At 59.1% G+C, this 22,054-nt stretch carries 18 protein-coding genes; 8 read left to right on the top strand and 10 right to left on the bottom strand.

Going from position 1 to position 22,054, the window contains the following annotated elements:
* Positions 1 to 17 precede the first annotated feature (17 nt).
* From AC1ROR_RS08135 to AC1ROR_RS08170, 8 genes are all read right to left on the bottom strand, one after another.
* A complete protein-coding gene (locus tag AC1ROR_RS08135) occupies positions 18 to 665 on the bottom strand; it encodes a TetR/AcrR family transcriptional regulator (protein WP_035242761.1) in 648 nt (215 codons plus the stop codon).
* Between the two features lie 60 nt (positions 666 to 725).
* Positions 726 to 1,442: a ParA family protein gene (locus AC1ROR_RS08140; RefSeq protein WP_498589089.1), complete on the bottom strand. Its 717-nt coding sequence runs from the start codon at positions 1,440 to 1,442 to the stop codon at positions 726 to 728.
* A gap of 167 nt (positions 1,443 to 1,609) precedes the next feature.
* Positions 1,610 to 1,990, bottom strand: coding sequence for a hypothetical protein (locus AC1ROR_RS08145; RefSeq protein WP_498589090.1), 381 nt, complete (start codon positions 1,988 to 1,990; stop codon positions 1,610 to 1,612).
* A gap of 12 nt (positions 1,991 to 2,002) precedes the next feature.
* Positions 2,003 to 3,148 carry an iron-containing alcohol dehydrogenase gene (locus AC1ROR_RS08150; RefSeq protein ID WP_498589091.1) on the bottom strand — a complete coding sequence of 382 codons (1,146 nt, stop codon included), beginning with the start codon at positions 3,146 to 3,148 and terminating at the stop codon, positions 2,003 to 2,005.
* Positions 3,145 to 4,533 (bottom strand): aldehyde dehydrogenase family protein, encoded by a 1,389-nt coding sequence (locus AC1ROR_RS08155; RefSeq protein ID WP_498589092.1) that lies wholly within the window; start codon positions 4,531 to 4,533, stop codon positions 3,145 to 3,147. The genes AC1ROR_RS08150 and AC1ROR_RS08155 overlap by 4 nt, the downstream gene beginning before the upstream one ends.
* A gap of 18 nt (positions 4,534 to 4,551) precedes the next feature.
* Positions 4,552 to 5,919, bottom strand: coding sequence for a glutamine synthetase family protein (locus AC1ROR_RS08160; RefSeq protein WP_003494807.1), 1,368 nt, complete (start codon positions 5,917 to 5,919; stop codon positions 4,552 to 4,554).
* A 66-nt stretch (positions 5,920 to 5,985) separates the two neighbouring features.
* Entirely contained in the window at positions 5,986 to 7,500 is a 1,515-nt protein-coding gene (locus tag AC1ROR_RS08165) for an amino acid permease (protein WP_080835256.1), read from the bottom strand.
* Positions 7,501 to 7,726: 226 nt separating this feature from the next.
* Positions 7,727 to 8,500, bottom strand: a complete 774-nt coding sequence (locus AC1ROR_RS08170) for an N-formylglutamate amidohydrolase (protein ID WP_080835259.1) — start codon at positions 8,498 to 8,500, stop codon at positions 7,727 to 7,729.
* 176 nt (positions 8,501 to 8,676) lie between these two features.
* Between AC1ROR_RS08170 and AC1ROR_RS08175 the strand changes: the two genes are divergently transcribed.
* From AC1ROR_RS08175 to AC1ROR_RS08200, 6 genes are all read left to right on the top strand, one after another.
* Entirely contained in the window at positions 8,677 to 9,555 is an 879-nt protein-coding gene (locus AC1ROR_RS08175; protein WP_003494800.1) for a MurR/RpiR family transcriptional regulator, read from the top strand.
* Positions 9,556 to 9,845: 290 nt separating this feature from the next.
* Positions 9,846 to 10,952, top strand: coding sequence for an ABC transporter substrate-binding protein (locus tag AC1ROR_RS08180; RefSeq protein ID WP_003494798.1), 1,107 nt, complete (start codon positions 9,846 to 9,848; stop codon positions 10,950 to 10,952).
* 101 nt (positions 10,953 to 11,053) lie between these two features.
* Positions 11,054 to 11,938 carry an ABC transporter permease gene (locus AC1ROR_RS08185; protein WP_003494796.1) on the top strand — a complete coding sequence of 295 codons (885 nt, stop codon included), beginning with the start codon at positions 11,054 to 11,056 and terminating at the stop codon, positions 11,936 to 11,938.
* Positions 11,935 to 12,717 (top strand): ABC transporter permease, encoded by a 783-nt coding sequence (locus AC1ROR_RS08190; protein WP_003494794.1) that lies wholly within the window; start codon positions 11,935 to 11,937, stop codon positions 12,715 to 12,717. Before AC1ROR_RS08185 ends, AC1ROR_RS08190 begins: the two co-directional genes overlap by 4 nt.
* 13 nt (positions 12,718 to 12,730) lie before the next feature.
* Entirely contained in the window at positions 12,731 to 13,789 is a 1,059-nt protein-coding gene (locus AC1ROR_RS08195) for an ABC transporter ATP-binding protein (protein ID WP_003494792.1), read from the top strand.
* 95 nt (positions 13,790 to 13,884) lie between these two features.
* The gene (locus AC1ROR_RS08200) at positions 13,885 to 14,928 is read left to right on the top strand and encodes a zinc-dependent alcohol dehydrogenase family protein (protein ID WP_498589093.1); all 1,044 of its coding nucleotides are present in this window, start codon (positions 13,885 to 13,887) and stop codon (positions 14,926 to 14,928) included.
* Positions 14,929 to 14,972: 44 nt separating this feature from the next.
* On the opposite strand, the gene AC1ROR_RS08205 is transcribed toward AC1ROR_RS08200, so the two are convergent.
* Positions 14,973 to 15,617 carry a hypothetical protein gene (locus tag AC1ROR_RS08205; RefSeq protein WP_498589094.1) on the bottom strand — a complete coding sequence of 215 codons (645 nt, stop codon included), beginning with the start codon at positions 15,615 to 15,617 and terminating at the stop codon, positions 14,973 to 14,975.
* Between the two features lie 332 nt (positions 15,618 to 15,949).
* On the opposite strand from AC1ROR_RS08205, the gene AC1ROR_RS08210 reads away from it, so the two are divergent.
* Both AC1ROR_RS08210 and AC1ROR_RS08215 read left to right on the top strand, forming a co-directional pair.
* Positions 15,950 to 16,726, top strand: coding sequence for an AAA family ATPase (locus tag AC1ROR_RS08210; RefSeq protein WP_498589095.1), 777 nt, complete (start codon positions 15,950 to 15,952; stop codon positions 16,724 to 16,726).
* A 78-nt stretch (positions 16,727 to 16,804) separates the two neighbouring features.
* Entirely contained in the window at positions 16,805 to 18,136 is a 1,332-nt protein-coding gene (locus tag AC1ROR_RS08215; RefSeq protein ID WP_035220357.1) for an MFS transporter, read from the top strand.
* Positions 18,137 to 18,205: 69 nt separating this feature from the next.
* Here the strand turns inward: AC1ROR_RS08215 and metH are convergent, their stop codons facing one another.
* A complete protein-coding gene (gene metH / locus AC1ROR_RS08220; RefSeq protein WP_035220727.1) occupies positions 18,206 to 21,979 on the bottom strand; it encodes a methionine synthase in 3,774 nt (1,257 codons plus the stop codon).
* Positions 21,980 to 22,054 lie beyond the last annotated feature (75 nt).

Consider the following 22,054-nt stretch of genomic DNA (forward strand, 5'->3'; position numbering starts at 1 on the left):
CCTAAATAATCACAAAATTATTCGGCGAGCTTCATGGCGATATTCACCACAGCCGTCATTTCTTCCAGGCTCCGCCCGGTCTTTCCCACAACGCGCATGCCGTACATCATGCACAACATCGCTCTGGCAAGATCTTCGGAATCGGTTTTTGACTGCACAGAACCGTCCTTTTGCCCCTCAGCCACAAGCCGGGCGACGATCCGCTCCCTCGCCCTCACCGCCCGATCAACCACGACCGCGATGTCATCGTCCAGAGCAGCCAGATCGGCGGCGGCGCCGACCACAAGACAACCCTCGGAACCCGAGCCGCCATGTGACCGCTCCGCATAGAACATCAGTCCCGCCTTCAGGCGCTCATAACCGGTGTCGTAACCGGCGACGGCAGTTTCGAAGCGTTCGGTCTGTTTCACCCGATAACGCTCCATCGTGGCGATGAAAACCGCTTTCTTGTCCTTGAATGCCTTGTAAAGACTGCCCTGCGCCAGCTCCATCGCATCGGTGAGATCACCGACGGAGGTTGCATGGTAACCGCGTCTGGAAAAAACCCGGATCGCACCATCAAGCGCGCGGTCAATATCGAACTCGCGCGGCCTGCCGCGATGGCGCTGTTCCTGAGATTTGGGTCGGGCAATAGTGGTCATGGCGGCAATATAGGAAACGATCATTTCCAAATCAAGCGAAAATAATGCCCGCACCGCAGATGGCCCAGGCATTGGGAGTGCCGTTCAGGCGGCCTTGCGCGTAAGAAGGCGTGCAGGCTGCGCACCGAGCCTCAACGGGCGCTTCGGCAAAAGGCCGAGCACCTCGCCTGCGAAGGCCTTCGCGTTCTCCACCGCCTTGTCGATATTGCTGACCTTGTCCTTATCAAGACAGAGAAGCGTGCCGCCATAGTCGAAAATATCGCGATAGGCCGCTCTCTCGACAATCGGCGTATTGAGCACCGAGACATTCTTTTCCGCCAGCAGCATTTTAACCAGCAGCAGCGAGCGCGTCGCCACCATGGCGTTGACCCGTGTCAGCACGATCGAATGGGCGATAGCCTTGCCCATCTTGCGGTTCAGGAATTCGATGTGGTCCAGAACCTCGGCAGCGCCGCGCGCATCCATGGCAGAGCCCTGCACCGGGATCAGCACCTGATCGGAAATACCGAGCGCCATGGTCAGCAGCGGGCTTTTCGACCCGGGCAGATCGATGATGAAACAGTCGGTATTGGTTTTATTCTCGCGAATATGGCCTTCAAGCGAAGCCATCGTCACGTGCGAAATCACCGAGAGATTTTCGATCTCGCCGGACAGATCGTGCCAGCGGGAAATCCACAATTGTGGATCGGCATCCAGAACCGTCACACGGTGGCCGCTGCGGGCCAGTTCGGTTGCCAGAAGCAGCACGGCCGTGGTTTTTCCCGCGCCGCCCTTGGTGTTGGCGAAAGTGATGACTGACATGATACCCCCTGTTGGTCAGAGCCGTTTCATGCTCATTCACGCACCGAAGCAATTCATGGTGCTTTCCATAATCTTAACGAACAGGGTTAATAAAAGGCTAAGAACGGTTATGCCGCGCAACGAAAAGCCCGCGACCGGGTCGTCGCGGGCTTCTCCAGTTCAGTGGATTACATCAGCTTGCGGCAGGAACCCACATCGTCCGCCCGCAACCGGCCGGCTTTAAGATCTTCATATTTGGGCAGATTCAGCGAACCGCCTAGCCTTTTCTCAACGGTACTGCGATCAAGCGAAATCATGCGCCCGGCACTGGTGAAGGATACCATGCCATTCTTTCCGGAATAGGCCATGGTTGCGCGCATCTCGCAAAAATAGCGGTCAGAACCTTTAGACAGGTTCCAGCCTCGAATTCCCGCCTTGTTGTTCGAGAGGGCTCCAACTTTGTAGCCCTGCCCTGAAAGTTCCTTAAAAGAAGCAGCCTGCGCAACGACGGGCGACCCCAACAACGCCACCGCGATCAGTGACGAAAAAAGTGAGAATCTCGCGGTCACTTTGCCCACCCTTTAAAAGCAATCCTCGAACAACTTCCTGGTATTTTCCAGCGTCATCGGCACCGGATTGCCGCCGCAGCTAGGATCCTTGATCGCTTCCGCCGTAAGCTCGTCGATACGGTCAGGCTTGATGCCCATGGCGGTCAGGTTTTCCGGCACGCCGAGTTCCTTGCGAAGCTCCAGCACGTAATCATAAAAACCGTCGAAACCGCCGGAGATACCGAGATAGGCGGCCGCGCGGGCAATCTTGTCTTCGATGGCAGGGCGATTGAAACGCAGCACCGCCGGCATGACGACGGCATTGGTCATGCCATGATGGGTGTTGTAGACCGCCCCGATCGGGTGCGACAGCGAGTGAATGGCGCCGAGACCCTTCTGGAAGGCAACCGCCCCCATCGCTGCCGCTGCCATCATATTGGTACGCGCTTCGATATCCGTGCCATCCTTATAGGCGCGCGGCAGGAATTCCTTGACGAGCCGCAGGCCCTCCAGCGCCACGCCGGCACTCATCGGATGGAAGAACGGCGACGAATAGGCCTCGAGGCAATGGGCAAAGGCATCCATGCCCGTGCCCGCCGTGATGACCTTAGGCATGCCGACCGTCAGTTCCGGATCGCAGATGACGACGCCGGGCAAGAGCTTCGGATGGAAGATGATCTTCTTCACATGGGTCTGCGAATTGGTGATGACGCTGGCGCGACCGACTTCGGAGCCGGTACCGGCCGTCGTCGGCACGGCGACGATCGGCGCGATCTTCGAGGCATCCGCCCGTGTCCACCAGTCGCCGATATCCTCGAAATCCCAGACCGGACGCGTCTGCCCGGCCATGAAGGCGATGGTCTTGCCGAGATCGAGGCCCGAACCGCCGCCGAAAGCGACAACGCCGTCATGGCCGCCATCGCGATAGGCTTTCACGCCGGCTTCCATGTTGATTTCGTTGGGATTGGGATCGACATCGGCGAAGATCGCCCGGCCGAGGCCTGCCTCTTCCAGCACATCGAGCGCATGCGCGGTGATCGCCATATTGGCAAGGCCGCGATCCGTCACGAGCAGCGGCTTCCTGATGCCGAGCGTCTTGCAGGCTTCCGCCAGTTCCTTGATCCGGCCACGGCCAAGCTTGACGGCGGTGGGATAGCTCCAGTTGGCGACGATATTCATTTCGTGACTTTCTTCAGATGGTAGGATTTCGGGCGGGTCAGGTTCTGGAAACCGAGGACGGAAAGCGAACCGCCACGGCCGGTTTCCTTCACACCGGTCCAGCAAAGCGCCGGATCGAGATAATCCGCACGGTTCATGAACACGGTTCCGGTTTCGATTTCGCGGCCGATGCGCCCGGCCCGGGCGGCATCCTGCGTCCACAGCGAGGCGGTGAGGCCGTATTTGCTGTCATTCATCAGCGCAATGGCTTCATCGTCGTTCTTGACCTTCATGATGCCGATGGCGGGACCGAAAGTCTCTTCGGTCATGAATTCCATGGAATGATCGACATTGACGAGGATCTGCGGTGCGACATAAGCACTCTCGCCATCATCGGCCGGGAAAAGCTTCTGATCGACCAGCGCCTTGGCGCCCTTGGCAACGGCGTCGGCAATCTGCGCCCGCACCACCTTGGCAAACCGCTTGTTGGCCATCGGCCCGAGCGTGGTTTCCTGCTCGAGCGGATTGCCGAGCTTGTAGTTCGAAACCCACGCCACGGACTTCTCGACGAATTCGTCATAGAGGTTTTCATTGACATAGATGCGCTCGATACCACAGCAGCATTGCCCGGAATTATAGGTGCCGCCATCCATCAGCGTATCGACGGCGGCGTCGAGATCGGCATCCTCCATCACGTAACCTGGGTCCTTGCCGCCGAGTTCAAGCCCGAGGCCGGTGAAGGTGCCGGCCGCGGCGCGCTCTATGGCACGACCGCCTTCGACAGAGCCAGTGAAGTTGACGAAGTTGAACAGGCCCTCGGAAAGGAGCGCAGAAGTCGTGCCATGATCGAGGAAGACATTGATGAAAACATCGTCAGGCACGCCAGCCTCGACAAAAGCCCGCACCATGCGCTCGCCCACCAGCAGCGTCTGCGCCGCATGTTTGATGACGACTGTATTGCCCGCCATCAAGGCGGGCGCGACGGTGTTGATCGCCGTCATGTAAGGATAGTTCCACGGCGCAATGACGAAGACCACACCATGCGCCTCGCGCTCGATGCGGCGTTCGAAATTGCCGCTTTCCTCAATGACGAGCGGCGCCAGCGCATCGGCGGCGATGGAGGCGACATAATTGGAGCGCTCGTTGAAGCCTTTGAATTCGCCGCCATAACGCACCGGACGGCCCATCATATGCGCCAGTTCCGGCACCACCTCCGCCACCATTTCGTTGAGGCGAGCGACACCCTTCAGAACCAGCTGAACGCGGTCCTCCAGCGGACGCCGCGCCCAGTCCTTTTGCGCCTTGCGTGCCTTCGAAACGGCGGCCCGCGCCGCCTCCAGCGACATCGCCTCCCGCTCGGCATAAACCGAGCCGTCGATGGGCGAGATATTCTGGATCATGGTCATGATGTTTTCCCGTAATGATTAGGCTCGTTCGAAACCGCGCGCCACTTCCCAGTCGGTCACGCGGCGGTCGTATTCTTCCTGTTCCCACCGTCCGGCATGGACGTAATGATCGATCACATCGTCGCCAAAGGCGTTGCGCAGCATTTTCGATCCGTCCAGAAAGGCAGTGGCGTCACGCAGGGTCTTGGGTATCTCGCGCACGTCCTTGCCGCCATAGGCATCGCCAACAAAAGCGGGCTCAAGTTCGAGTTTATTTTCGATGCCGTCAATGCCTGCGGCAAGCAAAGCCGCCATGGCGAGATAGGGATTGAGATCGGAGCCGCCGACGCGGCATTCGATGCGGATGCCCTTGGTGCCTTCGCCACAGAGGCGGTATCCGGCCGTGCGGTTGTCTAGGCTCCAGATCGCCTTGGTGGGCGCAAAGGTACCAGCCATGAACCGCTTGTAGGAATTGATATAGGGCGCGAGGAAATAGGTGATCTCGCTGGCATGGGCGAGAAGCCCGGCAACATAATGCCGCATCAGCTCCGACATGCCGTGTTTGGCGTCCTTGTCGAGAAAAGCAGGCGTCTTGCCATCGGCGCTCCAGAGAGACTGGTGAATATGCGAGGAACTGCCGGCGGCGTTGTAGTTCCACTTGGCGAGGAACGTCACCGCTTTGCCCTTGGACCAGGCGATCTCCTTGGTGGCGTTCTTGATGATGGCGTGCCGGTCGGCCATGGTCAGCGCATCGGCATAACGCACGTTGATTTCCGCCTGACCTGCGGATGCTTCGCCCTTGGAATTCTCGACTGGAATGCCGGCGCCCTGCAGGCCCTTGCGCAGCGCCCGCATGACATCCTCTTCCTTGGTCGTCTGGAAGATATGGTAATCCTCATTATAACCGCTGGCGAGGTTCAACCCCTTGTAACCGTTGGCGCGTGCCGCATCGAAAGTCTGGTCGAACAGGAAGAATTCCAGTTCGGTCGCCATATAGGCCTTCAGCCCCATGGCCTCCAGCCGCGCCACCTGTTTTTTCAACAGTGCGCGCGGCGAATGCGGCACTTCTTCATGGGTGTGATGATCGAGCACATCGCACAACACCAGCGCGGTGCCTTCCAGCCACGGCACGCGCCGCAGCGTCGAAAGATCGGGCTTCAGCACATAGTCACCATAGCCCTTTTCCCAACTGGAGGATTTATAGCCGGGAACGGTCTCCATCTCCATGTCGGTGGCAAGCACGTAATTGCAGCTATGGGTTTCCTCAAAGGCGCTTTCAACGAAGAATTCCGCCTGGAACCGTTTGCCCATCAGACGCCCCTGCATGTCGACAAGGCAGGCCAGAACCGTGTCGATGCGCCCCTCGGCGACATCCATTTTAAGCGCGTCGAATGTGTAGCTCGTCATTTTGTCCGTTCCCTCTTATTGTGGCGACCGGGCGGCCGGGATGCGGCCGCCCGTTTCGTTTGAGCATCAGGCCTTTGCAGCCGCTGCGGCAATCGCAGCCTGCTTGTGCTCCAGCGCGAATTCCTCTTCCGGCGACAGGATGAGGCGATGGCGTCCGACAAAGGCGAAATAGGCGATCGCCACGGCAAACCAGACGGCAACCCAGAGCACGCCCTTGGTGAAGTTCGGATCCTGGATCTGGTAAAGCAGCGTGACGATGGCGATGATGACCGTCAGCACCGCGCCCGGAATGCCGAAGGGCGAGCGGAACGGCCGCTCGATGTGCGGCAGGTTCTTCCGCAGCAGAATGAAGGAAATCGCCTGCATGATGTACGAGAACATGGCGCCGAACACGGCCATGTTCAAAAGCACGCTGCCGATGATGCTGCCGCCCTCTTCCGCACCCAGCGAGAACCAGATGACCAGCATGACCGCGAGACCGACAATCGCGCCGGTGATATTGGCAACGTATGGCGTGCGGTATTTGGAATGGGTGATCGACAGCACGGTCGGGAAATAACCCGCACGCGACAGCGAATAGATCTGCCGGCCCTGTGCATAAAGGATCGTGTGGAAGCTGGCGATCAGGCCGGTCAAGGCAACGAGACCGAGCACCACCACGCCGCCATCGCCATAGATCGCCTTGAAGCCATCAAGCAGCGGCTCGAGCGAGGAGCTGAGATGGAAGGCGCCGACGCCCGGCAGGGACGGGTTGAGCAATACGATCATGAAGGCCGAAACCATCAGCGTCACCATGCCGAGGATGATGCCCTTCGGCATGTCACGTTTCGGATCGACCGATTCTTCCGCCGCGAGCGGCAGCTGCTCGATGGCAAGGAACAGCCAGACCGCAAAGGGCAGCGTGGCGAGAACGCCCGAGAACCCGAAGGGGAAGAAGGAACCGCCGCCTTCCGGCAGCTCCACCGCCTTGCCGTCAGGGCCGACACCGATATTGAGCGCAAAACGCGAAAAATCGATGTTTGGAATGGCGCTGATCCAGAAGAACACCAGAACGGTGAGCGAGATCAGCGTGATGACCAGCGTGACCTTGAAGGAAAGCTCAAGCCCGAAGACGTTGAGCGCAAGGAAAATTGCATAAAAGACTATCCACACGAAAGGTGAATAGGCCGGATCGAGCCCGAGAATGGAGTTCACATAGGCCGTGATGAAGGTGACGACGACCGCCGGCGTCAGCACATATTCGACATTCTCGCAAAGCCCGGTAATGAAGCCGCCCCAGGGGCCCATGGCGGTGCGGGCGAAGGAATAGGCCGCACCGGTATGCGGCAATGCCGGGCTCATTTCCGCGATCGAAAATGTCAGCCCGAGATACATGATGGCGATGATGATGCCCGCCACCAGCATGCCGCCCCAGCCGCCAGTGGAAAAGCCGAAATTCCATCCGGAAAAATGCCCGGAAATAACCGCGCCGACGCCGAGCGACCAGAGCGACCACACGCCCGCATAACGGGAAAGTCCGCGTTTTTCGAAATAGGATGCGTCAGCCTTCTTGTAGCTGACGCCTGATGATGAACTGTCCATGCCCTTCTCTCCTGATAAGAAAAAAACAAGCCAGTCAGCCATTATTGGCCGATTGTGCCCCAGTTTTCAGCACCTTCGCGAGGTTTCCCGCACTGTGCCGCACGCACTTGCTGTTCCCTTGCCGCTGCATGTCTTTTCGGCTTCATGGCCGGCTTTTATTCGATGGCAGCAGTCTCGTTTTGACGGCCGGCCGCGGTGTTTTCACCGTCGGCCGACCCTTGCTCCCTCACTCATCGATTGATGAGAGCGCCTTCCCCATAAGTTCGTGTAGAAAGCCGGCAATTGCCGACTGGTCCTGTTCGTTGGCGACCAGATCGTTGCGGATTTCGATCATGACATTCAAAAGTCCGTCCGGCAGCGCGTGCAACCGCAGCGTATGCGTCACCCCGTCTTCCGGACCATAGGGATCGTTGCGTCTGACCGTGAGCGCGGAGCCTTCAGCATCCGAAAGCATCGCATCGGCCAGCCGGCTGTCGGTATCGTGCAGGACACCGATTTGAACCTCGCGGAATTTACCGTGATAGACCGGCGTAAAACTATGAATGGTCACCACCACCACTCGGCGACCGGCCGCCTGCCGTTCGGCGATGATCTCGCTGACACGGTCGTGAAACGGCACGTAAAGCGCGGAGGTACGGGCGAAACGCTCCGCTTCGCTCAGATCGAAATTACCGGGAATATCATAGATTTCGCTTTTCACCGGCATGGCGGAAGGTGATTCGGGCGGACGGTTGCAATCATAGACGAGCCGCGAAAACCTTTGATGCACGAGTGTTGCATCAAGGCTTTGCGACAGCAGCGTCGCAACGGCCAGAGCCCCCGGATCCCAAGCCGCATGGCTGGAAAGAACCTCCTGCGAAAGACCGAGCGTGCCGAATTTTTCCGGAATGGTGGCGGATGCGTGCTCGCAGACAAGAAGGACGTCGCCCTTCGCTGCGGCGTTCTCGACGCCAACCGCCTGCCCTTCCGCTTCTGTGAAAAACCGTGAACGCACCGTCATGCACGAACCCCACCCGGAACCCCGTCGTCCCGCCAATGACGAAAAGAATTCTTCACATTATTGCGAGTGTCAAATGGAATTTTGAAATTTTCTCTTCATTTTGCCATTGACTCTATAGCTGGCGCAGATGTTTATTTTAGCCGATACACCGGCAGAAAGACCGGAAGGGGAAAGACTTGCGCAACGCGACGGCGACCGTGTCGGATGTCATCCATGCCCATTACGACGCGCTGACCCGTTCGGAAAAACGGCTGGCGGAGAGCCTGCTTGGCAACTACCCCGTCTCGGGTCTCGGTAGCATTACCACCATCGCGGAAAATGCCGGCGTCTCGACGCCGACGGTGGCGCGCATGGTGCAGAAGCTCGGTTACAAGGGCTATCCGGAATTTCAGGCGCATCTGCACCAGGAACTGGAAGCGACGATATCGGGCCCGATTGCCAAACACGACCGCTGGGCCACCAATGCACCCGGCTTGCATATTCTCAACCGCTTCGCCGACGCCATCACCGGCAATCTGCGCGATACGCTTGGTGATCTCGACACCGCCGTCTTCGACAATGCCGCGGCACTGCTTTCTGACCGCAAGCGCAGCATTTATTTCGTCGGCGGGCGCATCACCGGCGCGCTCGCCGAATATTTCTTCACCCATATGCAGGTGATCCGCCCGAAAACGACGCTCATGTCGTCGAATTCCAGCGCCTGGCCGCAATATATGCTGAATATGAGCGCCGGCGACGTGCTGGTCATCTTCGACATCCGCCGTTACGAACACGACATGACGACGCTTGCCGAAGTGGCGAAAGCAAACGGCGTGCAGATCATCCTCTTCACCGATCAATGGACATCGCCGGTGGCGCGTCACGCGCTTCACACCTTCCGTGTGAAGATCGAGGCGCCGTCGGCATGGGATTCCTCTGTTGTCACCTTGTTTGTCGTCGAAGCGCTGATCGAAGCGGTGCAGAGCGGCACATGGGATGAAACGAAGGAGCGCATGAATGCGCTGGAGGGTCTGTTTGAGCAGACACGCCTCTTCCGCAGGCCGGACCGAAGTTGAAAACTATATAGCCGGCATCTTGCTTGACGCGGATGCCACTCGCTGATTGGATACCTGTAATCGCTACCAGCACGATAAAACAGGATAATAAACCAAGCTGGGGAACATATCTGACCAATAGGATGATGAGGGGATTCTCCCGCAATTGCAGGCATAAAGCCTGACGATGGCGGAAAATGGGCGTAAAGTGACGGAATCCGGATAAATAAATTGCAATCCAACCGTCACATTAGCTTCATCTACAATCCGTATCAGCGTCCGCAATATGAGAACACGAAGAGGAGAAAAAAGTGATCTCTCACTGCCGCCGACTGCTTGCTACCACCACCGCACTGGTCATCGCCTCCACCGCGATCGCTGCTGCTGAGCCGAGCGCCGAACTGATCGCTGCCGCCAAGAAGGAAGGCATGCTGACGACCATCGCGCTGCCGCACGACTGGTGCGGTTACGGTGACGTGATCGCCTCCTTCAAGGCGAAGTATCCGGAAATCACCGTCAACGAACTGAACCCCGACGCCGGCTCCGCCGACGAAGTGGAAGCAGTGAAGGCAAACAAGGACAACAAGGGTCCGCAGGCTCCTGACGTCGTCGACGTCGGTCTCGCCTTCGGTCCGCAGATGAAGGCCGAAGGCCTGCTGCAGCCTTACAAGGTCTCCACCTGGTCGGAAATTCCTGACAACGTCAAGGATGCCGACGGTTACTGGTACGGCGACTATTACGGCGTCATGTCGATGTTCGTGAACAAGGACCTCGTCAAGAACACGCCGAAGGACTGGGCCGACCTGCTGAAGCCGGAATATTCCGGTCAGGTAGCGCTCGCCGGTGACCCGCGCGCTTCCAACCAGGCTATCCTCGGCGTTCTCGCCGCCGGTCTTGCCACTGGCGCGAAGTCCGGCAAGGAAGCCGGTGAAGCTGGCCTGAAATATTTTGCCGATCTCAACAAGGCTGGCAACTTCCTGCCGGTCATCGGCAAGGCTGGCACGCTGGCGCAGGGCGCGACCCCGATCATCGTTGCCTGGGACTATAACGCGCTGTCCTGGAAGAAGACGCTGAACGACAACCCGCCGACAGAAGTTGTCGTTCCTGAGAAGGGCGTTCTGGCCGGCGTTTATGTTCAGGGCATCTCCGCTTACGCCCCGCATCCGAACGCTGCCAAGCTCTGGATGGAACACCTCTACTCCGACGACGGTCAGCTTGGCTGGCTGAAGGGCTATTGCCACCCGATCCGCTTCAACGCCATGGTCAAGGCCGGCAAGGTTCCGCAGGAACTGATCGACAGCCTGCCGCCGGCAGCAGCCTATGAAAAGGCAATCTTCCCGACGCTCGAGGAAGTCGATGCCAACAAGGCTGCCGTTACCGGTGGCTGGGACAGCGTCGTCGGCGCAAACGTCAAGTAAACTGTTGAAAACGCACCCCGGCCGGTCAAAAGCCGGGGTGCTTCTTTTATGATGTAGACCTTTATATACAGACCGTTTGAAAACGGCGTTTGGGGACAAGGATGCCATCAACCAACACCGGCGGACCATCCGACGCGGGCAGGAAACTGCCGCTGCACTGGATTGGCGTCGTACCTTTTGCCGTTTTTGTTCTGCTGTTTCTGATTATGCCGACGATGAAGATCGTCATCGGCGCATTTCAGCGTACCGATGGCAGCTTCACGCTGGAAAACATTGCCGGACTTTTCACCTCTTCCATTCTCGCGGCCTACTGGATTTCGATCAAGATCAGCCTCGCCTCGGCGGCCCTCGGCTGCCTGATCGGCTTTGCCGTCGCCGCCGCCGTGGTGCTGGGCGGATTGCCGCAGCGCATTCGCGGACCGCTTTTGACCTTTTCGGGCGTCGCCTCGCAATTCGCCGGCGTGCCGCTCGCCTTCGCCTTTATCGCGACGCTCGGCCCGGTCGGCCTGCTCACCGTATTTCTGAAGACGCAGATCGGCATCGATCTCCGACTGCTCGGCTTCAACATCCTGTCCTTCTGGGGCCTGACCGTCACCTATCTGTTCTTCCAGATACCGCTGATGATCCTCATCATCACGCCTGCGCTGGACGGGCTGAAGCGCGAATGGCGCGAGGCGGCGGAAATTCTCGGCGCAACCGGCCTGCAATATTGGCGCATGGTGGCCTTCCCCATCCTGCTGCCGTCGCTGCTCGGCACCATGTCGCTGCTGTTTGCCAATGCCTTCGGCGCGGTGGCCACCGCAATCGCGCTTACCGGCTCCTCGCTCAACATCGTGCCGATCCTGCTCTTCGCGCAGATCCGTGGTGACGTTCTCGGCAATCCGCATCTCGGTTACGCGCTTGCCTTCGGCATGATCGTCGTCACCGGCATTGCCAATGCGCTCTATATCTGGCTGCGCGCCCGCAGCGAAAGGTGGCTGAAATGAAGCGTTTCTTCGCCTGGGGCGCGCTGGTCTTCGGCCTTCTTTATTTCGCCCTGCCGCTGATCGGCATGACCAACTTCTCGCTGAAAATGCGGCGCGGAGAATATTCCTTCGACGCCTATGGCAAGGTGCTCACCGACCCGCGTTTTCAGGAAACATTCAGCTATTCGGTGGTGATGGCGCTATTCACCATCGTCTTCGGGGTTTTGCTGGTGGTGCCCACCGCCTATTGGGTGCGCCTGAAACTGCCGCATCTTCGCCCCTATATCGAGTTCATCACGCTTTTGCCGCTGGTCATCCCGGCCATCGTCATCGTTTTCGGTTACATCAGGCTTTACAACACCTCCAGCTGGCTGCCGCTGACCGGCACGACCTTCGGCACCAACCTGCTTCTGATGTTCGGTTACGCCACGCTCGCCTTGCCGTATATGTACCGCGCGGTCGATACCGGCCTCCGAACCATCGACGTCGCAACACTGACGGAAGCGGCGCAGAGCCTCGGCGCGGGCTGGACCACCATCCTGTCGCGCATCATCCTGCCCAATGTTCTGGTCGCCGTGCTGTCTGGCGCGTTTTTGACCTTCGCCATCGTCATCGGTGAATTCACCATGGCAGCCCTTTTGAACCGCCCGGCCTTCGGCCCCTACATGCAGCTGCTCGGTGCAAACCGCGCCTATGAACCGGCCGCACTTGCCGTGATTTCCTTCGGCATCACCTGGGGTTGCCTGGGTCTGATCCAACTCGTTTCACGCTACCAGAAGGGCGCGCCTCCCAAGGCCTGAGGACAATATTTTCATGAGCTTTTTGACACTTAGCAACATCAAGAAATCCTTCGGCTCCGTGCAGGTCGTGCATGATTTCAACATGGCCATCGAAAAGGGCGAGTTCGTCTCCTTCCTTGGGCCGTCGGGCTGCGGCAAGACCACCGTGCTGCGCATGATCGCCGGCTTCGAGACCCCGAGCGGCGGATCGATCGTCATCAATGGCAAGGACCAGACGGCGCTCAGACCGAACCAGCGCAATATCGGCATGGTGTTCCAGGCCTATGCGCTGTTCCCCAACATGAATGTCTATGAAAACGTCGCCTTCGGCCTCAAAGTCGCCGGCAAGCCCAAAGCCGAGATCGACGCCCGCGTGAAGGAAATGCTCCAGCTCATCCATCTGGAGCATCTGGCGGACCGTTACCCCTACCAGATGTCGGGCGGCCAGCAGCAGCGCGTGGCGCTTGCCCGCGCGCTCGCACCGAAGCCGGAAGTGCTTCTGCTGGACGAGCCGCTCTCCGCGCTCGACGCCAAGATCCGCGTGTCGCTGCGCGAGGAAATCCGCCAGATTCAGCAGAAACTCGGCATCACCACCATTTTTGTCACCCACGATCAGGAAGAGGCCCTGTCGATTTCCGACCGCATCGTCGTCATGAATGGCGGTCGCGCCGACCAGATCGGCTCCCCCTTCGATATCTACAACAAGCCCGCGACCCGCTTCGTCGCCTCCTTCGTCGGCACGCTGAACCTGATCGACGCCACCGTGGTCGATTCCTCATCCAACACCATCCGTGTCGGAGAGCAGCAGATTACCCTGCACAAGCCGGTCAATGCGGCGAACGGCGAAAAAATCACCCTTGCCCTGCGTCCGGAAGCGGGCGCGCTCGGGGCCGATGCGAAAGGCGACGTCGCCATTTCCGGCCTCGTCACCTCCAGCCAGTTTCTCGGCTCCGTTATCCGCACCCGTCTCGATCTCGGCGGCTCGACCCTGTCTTTCGACATGTTCAATGATCCCGGCACAGCACCGCCCGCCGTCGGTGAGCAGGTGACGCTGAAATTCGCAGCCGGCGACCTGATGGTCATCAAGGACTGAAGCGCTTTTCCAGACGCAAAACCGCTTCGCCCATTTGCGGGACATGGTAGAGCAGGTATGACTTCGAACCTGCATACCAACCATGTGAGGCCATGATGCGCGCGCTTTTTTACGAACTGTTCGGCGAAACCCCGGTTGTTGCGTCCCTGCCAGATCCGGAACCGACCAATGGCGGCGTGGTCATCGAGGTAAAGGCGACCGGCCTCTGCCGCAGCGACTGGCACGGCTGGATGGGGCACGACCCGGATATCCGCCTGCCGCATGTTCCCGGCCACGAATTCGCAGGCGTGATCGCCGCTGTCGGCAAAAACGTCACACGCTTCAAGACCGGCGACCGCGTTACCGTGCCCTTCGTTTCCGGCTGCGGCCATTGCCATGAGTGCCGCTCCGGCAACCAGCAGGTCTGTAAAACGCAGTTCCAGCCCGGCTTCACCCATTGGGGCTCCTTCGCCGAATATGTCGCCATCGACTATGCCGATCAGAACCTCGTGCATCTGCCTGATACGATGAGTTACGCCACCGCTGCCGGCCTCGGCTGCCGTTTCGCCACCTCCTTCCGGGCCGTGACCGATCAGGGACGCCTGAAGGGCGGCGAATGGCTGGCGGTCCATGGCTGCGGCGGCGTCGGCCTCTCCGCCATCATGATCGGCGCTGGCCTCGGCGCGCAGGTCGTCGCCATCGATATTGCCGAAGACAAGCTCGAACTTGCGCGGCAGCTTGGAGCAACCGCCACCATCAACAGCCGCTCGGTTGCCGATGTTGCCGAGGCAGTACGCGAAGTGACGGGCGGCGGCGCGCACGTCTCGATCGATGCGCTCGGTCACCCGCAGACCTGCTGCAACTCCATCAGCAACCTGCGCCGGCGCGGCCGCCATGTGCAGGTTGGGCTGATGCTGGCCGATCACGCCATGCCCGCCATTCCAATGGCCCGTGTGATCGCACATGAACTGGAGATTTACGGCAGCCACGGCATGCAGGCATGGCGTTACGAGGACATGCTGGCGATGATCGAAAGCGGCAGGCTCGCGCCTGAAAAACTGATCGGCCGCCACATCAGCCTCTCCGATGCCGCCACCGCCCTGCCCGCGATGGACAGCTTCAGGGAAAGCGGCATCAGCATCATCGACCGGTTCGAATAGTGCAGGCTCCGGAGACCTTTTGAGGTTTAGGGATTGCGCACCGCTCAGGCGCTCCTGCGTCCGAATGTCCGGACCGGAGTGGTTCCTCGGGCAGACGCATGGGCCGGCGATGCTGCCGGGATACGCGCCGCGTGATCCGTCTGGCTATCGCTCCATTGACGGTTTATCAGCTGTTTCTTGCGGACCTCCAGCGGGTCGGGGGTGTCCTCCTCCTCCTGCCGCTTATTTCCCGCAACTGCGGAGGTCGTCGCCAATCGCGAAATCCATCGCACTAGCTGCATGCCCTTGTGAACAATTACAAAGATACCAGCAATTGCGACCGCTATGATAATCACGAGGTTCCAGGGCGCGTCGCTGCCCCTCGCCGCCCGCTCCATGCGGTCTTTTGTCGTCGGATCAAAACCAAGCGTCGCCTTCAGCCTGGCGATATCCGCATCGCTGAGCCTGCTGTACCGCTCGCCACGATACAGCACATAACCGCTCCTATCCCCGCTGTTGAGATAGCCAATGTCGAATGCTTCCCCGTCGCGAAGAAAAGGCGTGTTATCCGGCAGATCATAAACGAGATCGATTGTCTCGCCGCCGCCGAATCCGGGGATGGCAAAAAACCGGGACTTCCGCGCCTCAGCTTCGCTCACGAATATCGCGGAAAATAAAAACCCAACCGAAAAAAGCGCAATATGCTTCATTCATTCTCTCCAACAACAACGAGAATGATAACAACTGGCATTACTGAATTAATTTGAAGTTTATACTTACTATAACATCTTAAATTTAAGAGATATATTGCGTATATCTAATATTGATCGATTTATTACAATAATTAACTGTGCTAATTTATAATAAAGTGAACTTCGAACGATGCGGCATGACGTATCTCCGCCGACGCTGCAAACCATTGGCGCGAACAGCGCCCCACGTTAAGCCGCAATCACACGCAATTGCTTTGAGCATAGCGCCGCGATGATGCGACAGAGCGCAACGTCGGCGAACATGACGGATTAGATACAAGGACCGCGACATGCTGTTTCTCGACAGCGTAACCATGAAGGAAACACCGGATGGAGGGGATGGATATCCCTTCTCCGTTCCGGCGCTGCGCCATCTGGAACGCCTCGAATTCAAGACGCCGATCACCTTTTTTGCCGGCAATAACGGCTCTGGCAAATCGACGCTGCTGGAGGGGCTAGCAGCGGGAATGACGGCCTATGCCATCGGCAATCACGGCCAGGTTGCCGGCGACCTCTATCTTCAGCATGCCGAGACCGTGGCGAAGTCCTTCTATTTCGCCCGCAAGAAATATCCGAAAATCCGCATGTTCATGCGCGCGGAAGACGTGCTTGGTTATATTCGCCGACAGAACGAGAACGCGCTGGACGATTTTCGCTGGGAGCGGGAAAAGGCGCTCAAGAAGGGCGAAGACTTTCCGGAAGAAACCCCGGATACGTTTCGCAGGATCGTCAGGAACAATATCATCGACCGACGTTCGCATGGCGAAGGATTTCTCGATATCATGCAACAGCGGCTGCATGGCGCCGGCCTCTATTTTCTCGACGAACCGGAGAGCCCGCTCTCACCGCAAAAGCAGCTCGAACTGGCAGCCCTTATCCGCAACGCCGCCGATAGCGGCGGGCAATTGATCATCGCCACCCATTCGCCGGTGCTTTTGGCCATTCCCGAGGCGACCATCTATCATTTCGACGCGGACGGCATCACCGAGCGCCTCTATGACGAGCTGGAAAACATCAGTTTCCTGCGCCGCTTTCTTGATCGTCCCTCGAAATACCTGAGCGATTGAGCGTCGGTAAGGCTTGAAATCGCGCCGCGCTTGCCGCATGCCCATAAGTAATACGTAATTTAGAAAAGAAGCAGCCTCATGTCTCCCACCACCACACCGGCGGCAGCCCGGCCCCTCAACGGTCAGGATTACAGAACTCTTGGCCTTTCGGCCCTCGGCGGCGCGCTGGAATTTTACGATTTCATCATCTTCGTATTTTTCGCCACCGTCATCGGCCATCTGTTCTTCCCGCCGGAAATGCCGGACTGGCTGGTGATGATCCAGACTTTCGGCATCTTCGCCGCCGGTTATCTGGTGCGGCCGCTGGGCGGCATCGTGCTGGCACATTATGGCGACCGTTATGGCCGCAAGCGGGTTTTTGCCTTCTCCATCCTGCTGATGGCGCTCTCCACGCTGGGCATGGCGCTGATGCCGACCTATGCCACCATCGGCGTGGCCGCCCCCATCCTGCTCATCATCCTGCGCATGCTGCAGGGGGCTGCCATTGGCGGTGAAGTGCCGGGCGCCTGGACCTTCGTTGCCGAACATGTCCCCTTCCGCCGCGTTGGCCTTGCCTGCGGCTTCCTCACATCGGGCCTTTCCTTCGGCATCATGCTGGGATCGCTGATCGCCTTCGCCATCAACTCGCTCTTCACACCGGAGGACGTGGCCGGTTACGCCTGGCGCATTCCCTTCCTGCTCGGCGGCATTTTCGGCCTCATCGCCGTTTATCTGCGCCGCTGGCTGGAAGAAACGCCGATCTTCATGGAGATGAAGAAGTCGAAATCGCTGACGGACAAGCTGCCGCTCGGGCTGGTGCTGAAACACCATATGCGCGGCGTGGTCATTTCCGCCCTGCTGACCTGGGTTCTCTCGGCCGCCATCGTCGTCACGACGCTGATGACGGCCACCTTCCTGCAGAAGCTTTACGGTTATACCCCGACACAGGCGCTGGCCGGCACCAGCTTCGGCACGCTGTTCCTGATCTTTGGCGTCATCATCGCCGGCGCGCTGATCGACCGCATCGGTTCCGGCATCTTCTTCATGGGGGCGAGCATCTTCTTCGGCATCGCCACCTTCACCTTCTACAGCTATGCCGGCACATCGCTTCAAACCATGTTCGTGCTCTACGGCGTCATGGGCCTGTCGGTCGGCATGGCGGGTGCGGTGCCCTATGTCATGGTCCGCGCCTTCCCGGCCTCTGTGCGCTTCTCCGGCCTCTCCTTCGCCTATAACGTCTCCTATGCCGTCTTCGGCGGGCTGACGCCGATTGGCGTGACGACCGCACTTGCCATCAACCCCATGGCCCATGCCTGGTATCTGGTCTTCATCGCCGTCCTCGCCTTCTGCATCGGCCTTTACCTCTATCTGCGCGGCAGCGAGGTGGAGAGCCATGTCGGCATCGAGGAACTGGCGGCGTTACGGTCTTAAACACCGACTAAATGCAAAAAGCGCGGGCAAGACCCGCGCTTTTTTTATTGAATGGCAGCACACCGAACATCAGGCAGCGCTGTCGATTTCCTCAGCGCCGTTCGTCGGCACGTAGTTGAGGACAGGACCGAGCCAACGCTCCACCTCTTCCACCGGCATGTCCTTACGGCGCGCATAATCGAGAACCTGATCGCGCTCCACCTTGGCGACACCGAAATAATAGCTCTCGGGATGGCCGATATAGATGCCGGAGACAGAGGAGCCCGGCCACATGGCATAGCTTTCCGTCAGTTCAACGCCCGCCGCATTGGTGGCATCGAGCAGGGCGAACAGCGTCTTCTTTTCGGTATGATCGGGCTGGGCCGGATAGCCGGGCGCAGGGCGAATACCGGCATAGGCCTCACCAATCAGCTCCTCGCCGGCAAAAGCCTCGTCCGGTGCATAACCCCAGAACTCCTTGCGCACCCGCTCATGCATGCGCTCGGCAAAGGCTTCCGCGAAACGGTCGGCCAGCGCCTTGACGAGAATGGACGAATAATCGTCATTCGCCCGCTCGAAGCGCTCGGCAATCGCCACTTCCTCGATGCCCGCCGTTACCACAAAACCGCCGACATAATCGGCAACGCCGCTATCGACAGGTGCGACGAAATCCGACAGCGCCACATTGGGGCGACCGTCGCGCTTGGAAAGCTGCTGGCGCAGCGTGAAGAAGGTCGCAAGCTCTTCCTTACGGCTTTCATCCGTGAACAGCCGGATATCGTCACCCACGGCGTTGGCCGGCCAGAAGCCGATCACCGCCCGCGGACGGAACCAGTTTTCCTCGATGATCTTCTTCAGCATCGCCTGCGCATCGCTGTAGAGCTGCCGCGCCGCCTCGCCCTGCTTTTCGTCGTCGAGAATGGCCGGGAAACGACCCTTCAATTCCCAGGTCTGGAAGAAGGGCGTCCAGTCGATGTAACGGGAAAGCTCTTCCAGATCATAGGTTTCGAACACCCTGGTGCCGAAGAACTGCGGCTTGACGGCGCTATAGGCCGACCAGTCGATCTTGTGCGCATTCTCACGGGCGCGGGACAGCGGCAGACGCTGCTTTTCGCGTTCGTTACGGGCGTGCGCCTCCGCCACCTTGGCATATTCGCTGCGAATACCATCGATATAAGCGGGCTTCTGTTCAGCCGAGAGAAGCGCCGACACGACGCCCACCGCGCGCGAGGCGTCGGTGACATAGATTGCCTGCCCCGCCTCGTAACGCGGATGGATTTTCACCGCCGTATGCACACGGCTGGTTGTCGCGCCGCCGATCAGCAGCGGGATGTCGAAACCCTGCCGCTCCATTTCGGCAGCCACATGCACCATCTCATCCAGCGAGGGAGTGATGAGGCCGGAAAGGCCGATCACATCCACCTTTTCGGCAATCGCCGTTTCAAGGATTTTCGTCGTCGGCACCATGACGCCGAGATCGATGATCTCATAATTGTTGCAGGCGAGAACGACGCCGACGATGTTCTTGCCGATATCGTGCACATCGCCCTTCACGGTGGCCATCAGCACCTTGCCGGCGGCACTGCGCTCGGAGCCGCCATTCAGGCGCTTTTCCTCTTCCATGTAAGGAAGCAGCACGGCAACCGCCTGTTTCATCACACGGGCGGATTTCACCACCTGCGGCAGGAACATCTTGCCGGAACCGAAGAGGTCGCCGACCACATTCATGCCGGCCATCAGCGGCCCTTCGATGACGTGCAGCGGACGGGCAGCCTTCTGGCGCGCCTCTTCCGTATCGGCCTCGATATAGTCGGTGATGCCATTGACCAGCGCATGTTCCAGCCGCTTCTCGACGGGCAGTTCGCGCCAGGAAAGATCCTGTACCTTGGTGTCCTTGGCGCCCGTGCCACGGAAACGCTCCGCCACTTCAAGCAGACGCTCGGTCGCATCGTCGCGGCGGTTCAGCACCACGTCCTCGCAGGCCTCACGCAGTTCCGGATCGATATTGTCGTAAACCGCAAGCTGACCGGCATTGACGATGCCCATATCCATGCCGACCTGAATGGCGTGGTAGAGGAACACGGCATGCATCGCCTCACGCACCGGCTCATTGCCGCGGAAGGAGAAGGACAGGTTGGAAACGCCGCCGGAAATATGCGTCAGCGGCATGGTTTCGCGGATGGTTCTGGTGGCCTGAATGAAATCCACGCCGTAATTATTGTGCTCCTCGATGCCGGTCGCAACGGCAAAGACGTTGGGATCGAAGATGATGTCTTCCGGCGACAGGCCCGCCTTTTCGGTCAAGAGCTTGTAGGCGCGCGAGCAGATCTCGACCTTGCGCTCATAGGTATCGGCCTGCCCGACCTCGTCGAAGGCCATGACCACGACCGCCGCACCGTAATTATGGACGAGCCGCGCCTGCTGGAGAAACTTCTCCTCGCCTTCCTTCAGTGAAATCGAATTGACGATCGATTTGCCCTGAACGCATTTCAGGCCGGCCTCGATGATCTCGAACTTGGATGAGTCGATCATCACAGGCACGCGGGCGATATCCGGCTCGGCGGCGATGAGGTTCAGAAACTCCACCATCGCCTTTTCGGAATCGATCAGGCCCTCATCCATATTGATGTCGATGATCTGCGCACCGTTTTCCACCTGATCGCGGGCGACAGCCAGCGCCGCCGTATAATCACCGGCGGTGATGAGCTTACGGAAACGGGCCGAGCCGGTGACGTTGGTGCGTTCGCCGACATTGACGAAGGGAATATCCTTGGTCAGCACGAAAGGCTCGAGGCCCGAAAGCGACATGAACGGCTTGTGCTCGGGAATTTCGCGCGGCTTGTAGCCTTTGACAGCCTCAGCAATCGCCCGGATATGCTCCGGCGTGGAGCCGCAGCAGCCGCCGACGATATTGACGAGACCGTCGCGGACAAAGCCCTGAACCTGACGCGCCATCATCTCCGGCGTTTCGTCGTATTGGCCGAATTCATTCGGCAGGCCGGCATTCGGATAGGCGCAGACGAATGTATCGGCCACGTCAGACAGTTCCTGAAGATGCGGACGCATGGCGTCGGCACCCAGCGCGCAGTTCAGGCCGATGGTGAAGGGGTTGGCGTGGCGCACCGAGTTCCAGAAGGCCGAAGGCGTCTGGCCGGAAAGCGTGCGGCCGGAAAGGTCGGTAATCGTGCCCGAGATCATCACCGGCAGGCGGATGCCCTTGGCCTCGAAACGCTCCTCGCAGGCGAAGATCGCCGCCTTGGCGTTCAGCGTATCGAAGATCGTCTCGATCAGAATGATATCGGCACCACCGTCGATCAGGCCGTCGATCTGCTCGCCATAGGCGATGCGCAAATCGTCGAAGCTGACGGCGCGATAACCGGGGTTGTTGACGTCAGGCGAAATGGAGGCCGTGCGGTTGGTCGGGCCGATGGCGCCGGCCACGAAACGGCGGCGACCATCTTCGCGCTCGGCACGCTGGGCGGCGCGGCGGACAATCGCGGCACCCTCGCGGTTGAGGTCGTAGACAGCATTTTCCATCTCGTAATCGGCCTGCGCGATGCGGGTGGACGAAAACGTGTTGGTTTCGAGAATATCCGCACCCGCCATGGCGTAGCGGTAATGGATATCCTCGATAGCGTCAGGCTGGGTCAGGATCAGAAGGTCGTTATTGCCCTTCTGGTGACAGGCACAGCCGATAAAACGATCGCCACGAAAATGGTCTTCGTCAAAACCCAGCCCCTGGATCTGCGTGCCCATGGCGCCATCGAGAATGAGGATGCGTTCGCTGGCGGCATCGCGCAACGCCTTGAAAATTTCCGCGCCGTCGCGCTTTGCCCCTTCAGGGCCAAACAGGTCGTCAAACACGGGCATACTCCTCATTTCGATTTGCAAGATCGCAAGCCGTCAAGTCACATAAAGATATGTTTATGTCAATATATC

The organism is Agrobacterium sp. GW821-FHT14E08, from assembly GCF_058803865.1.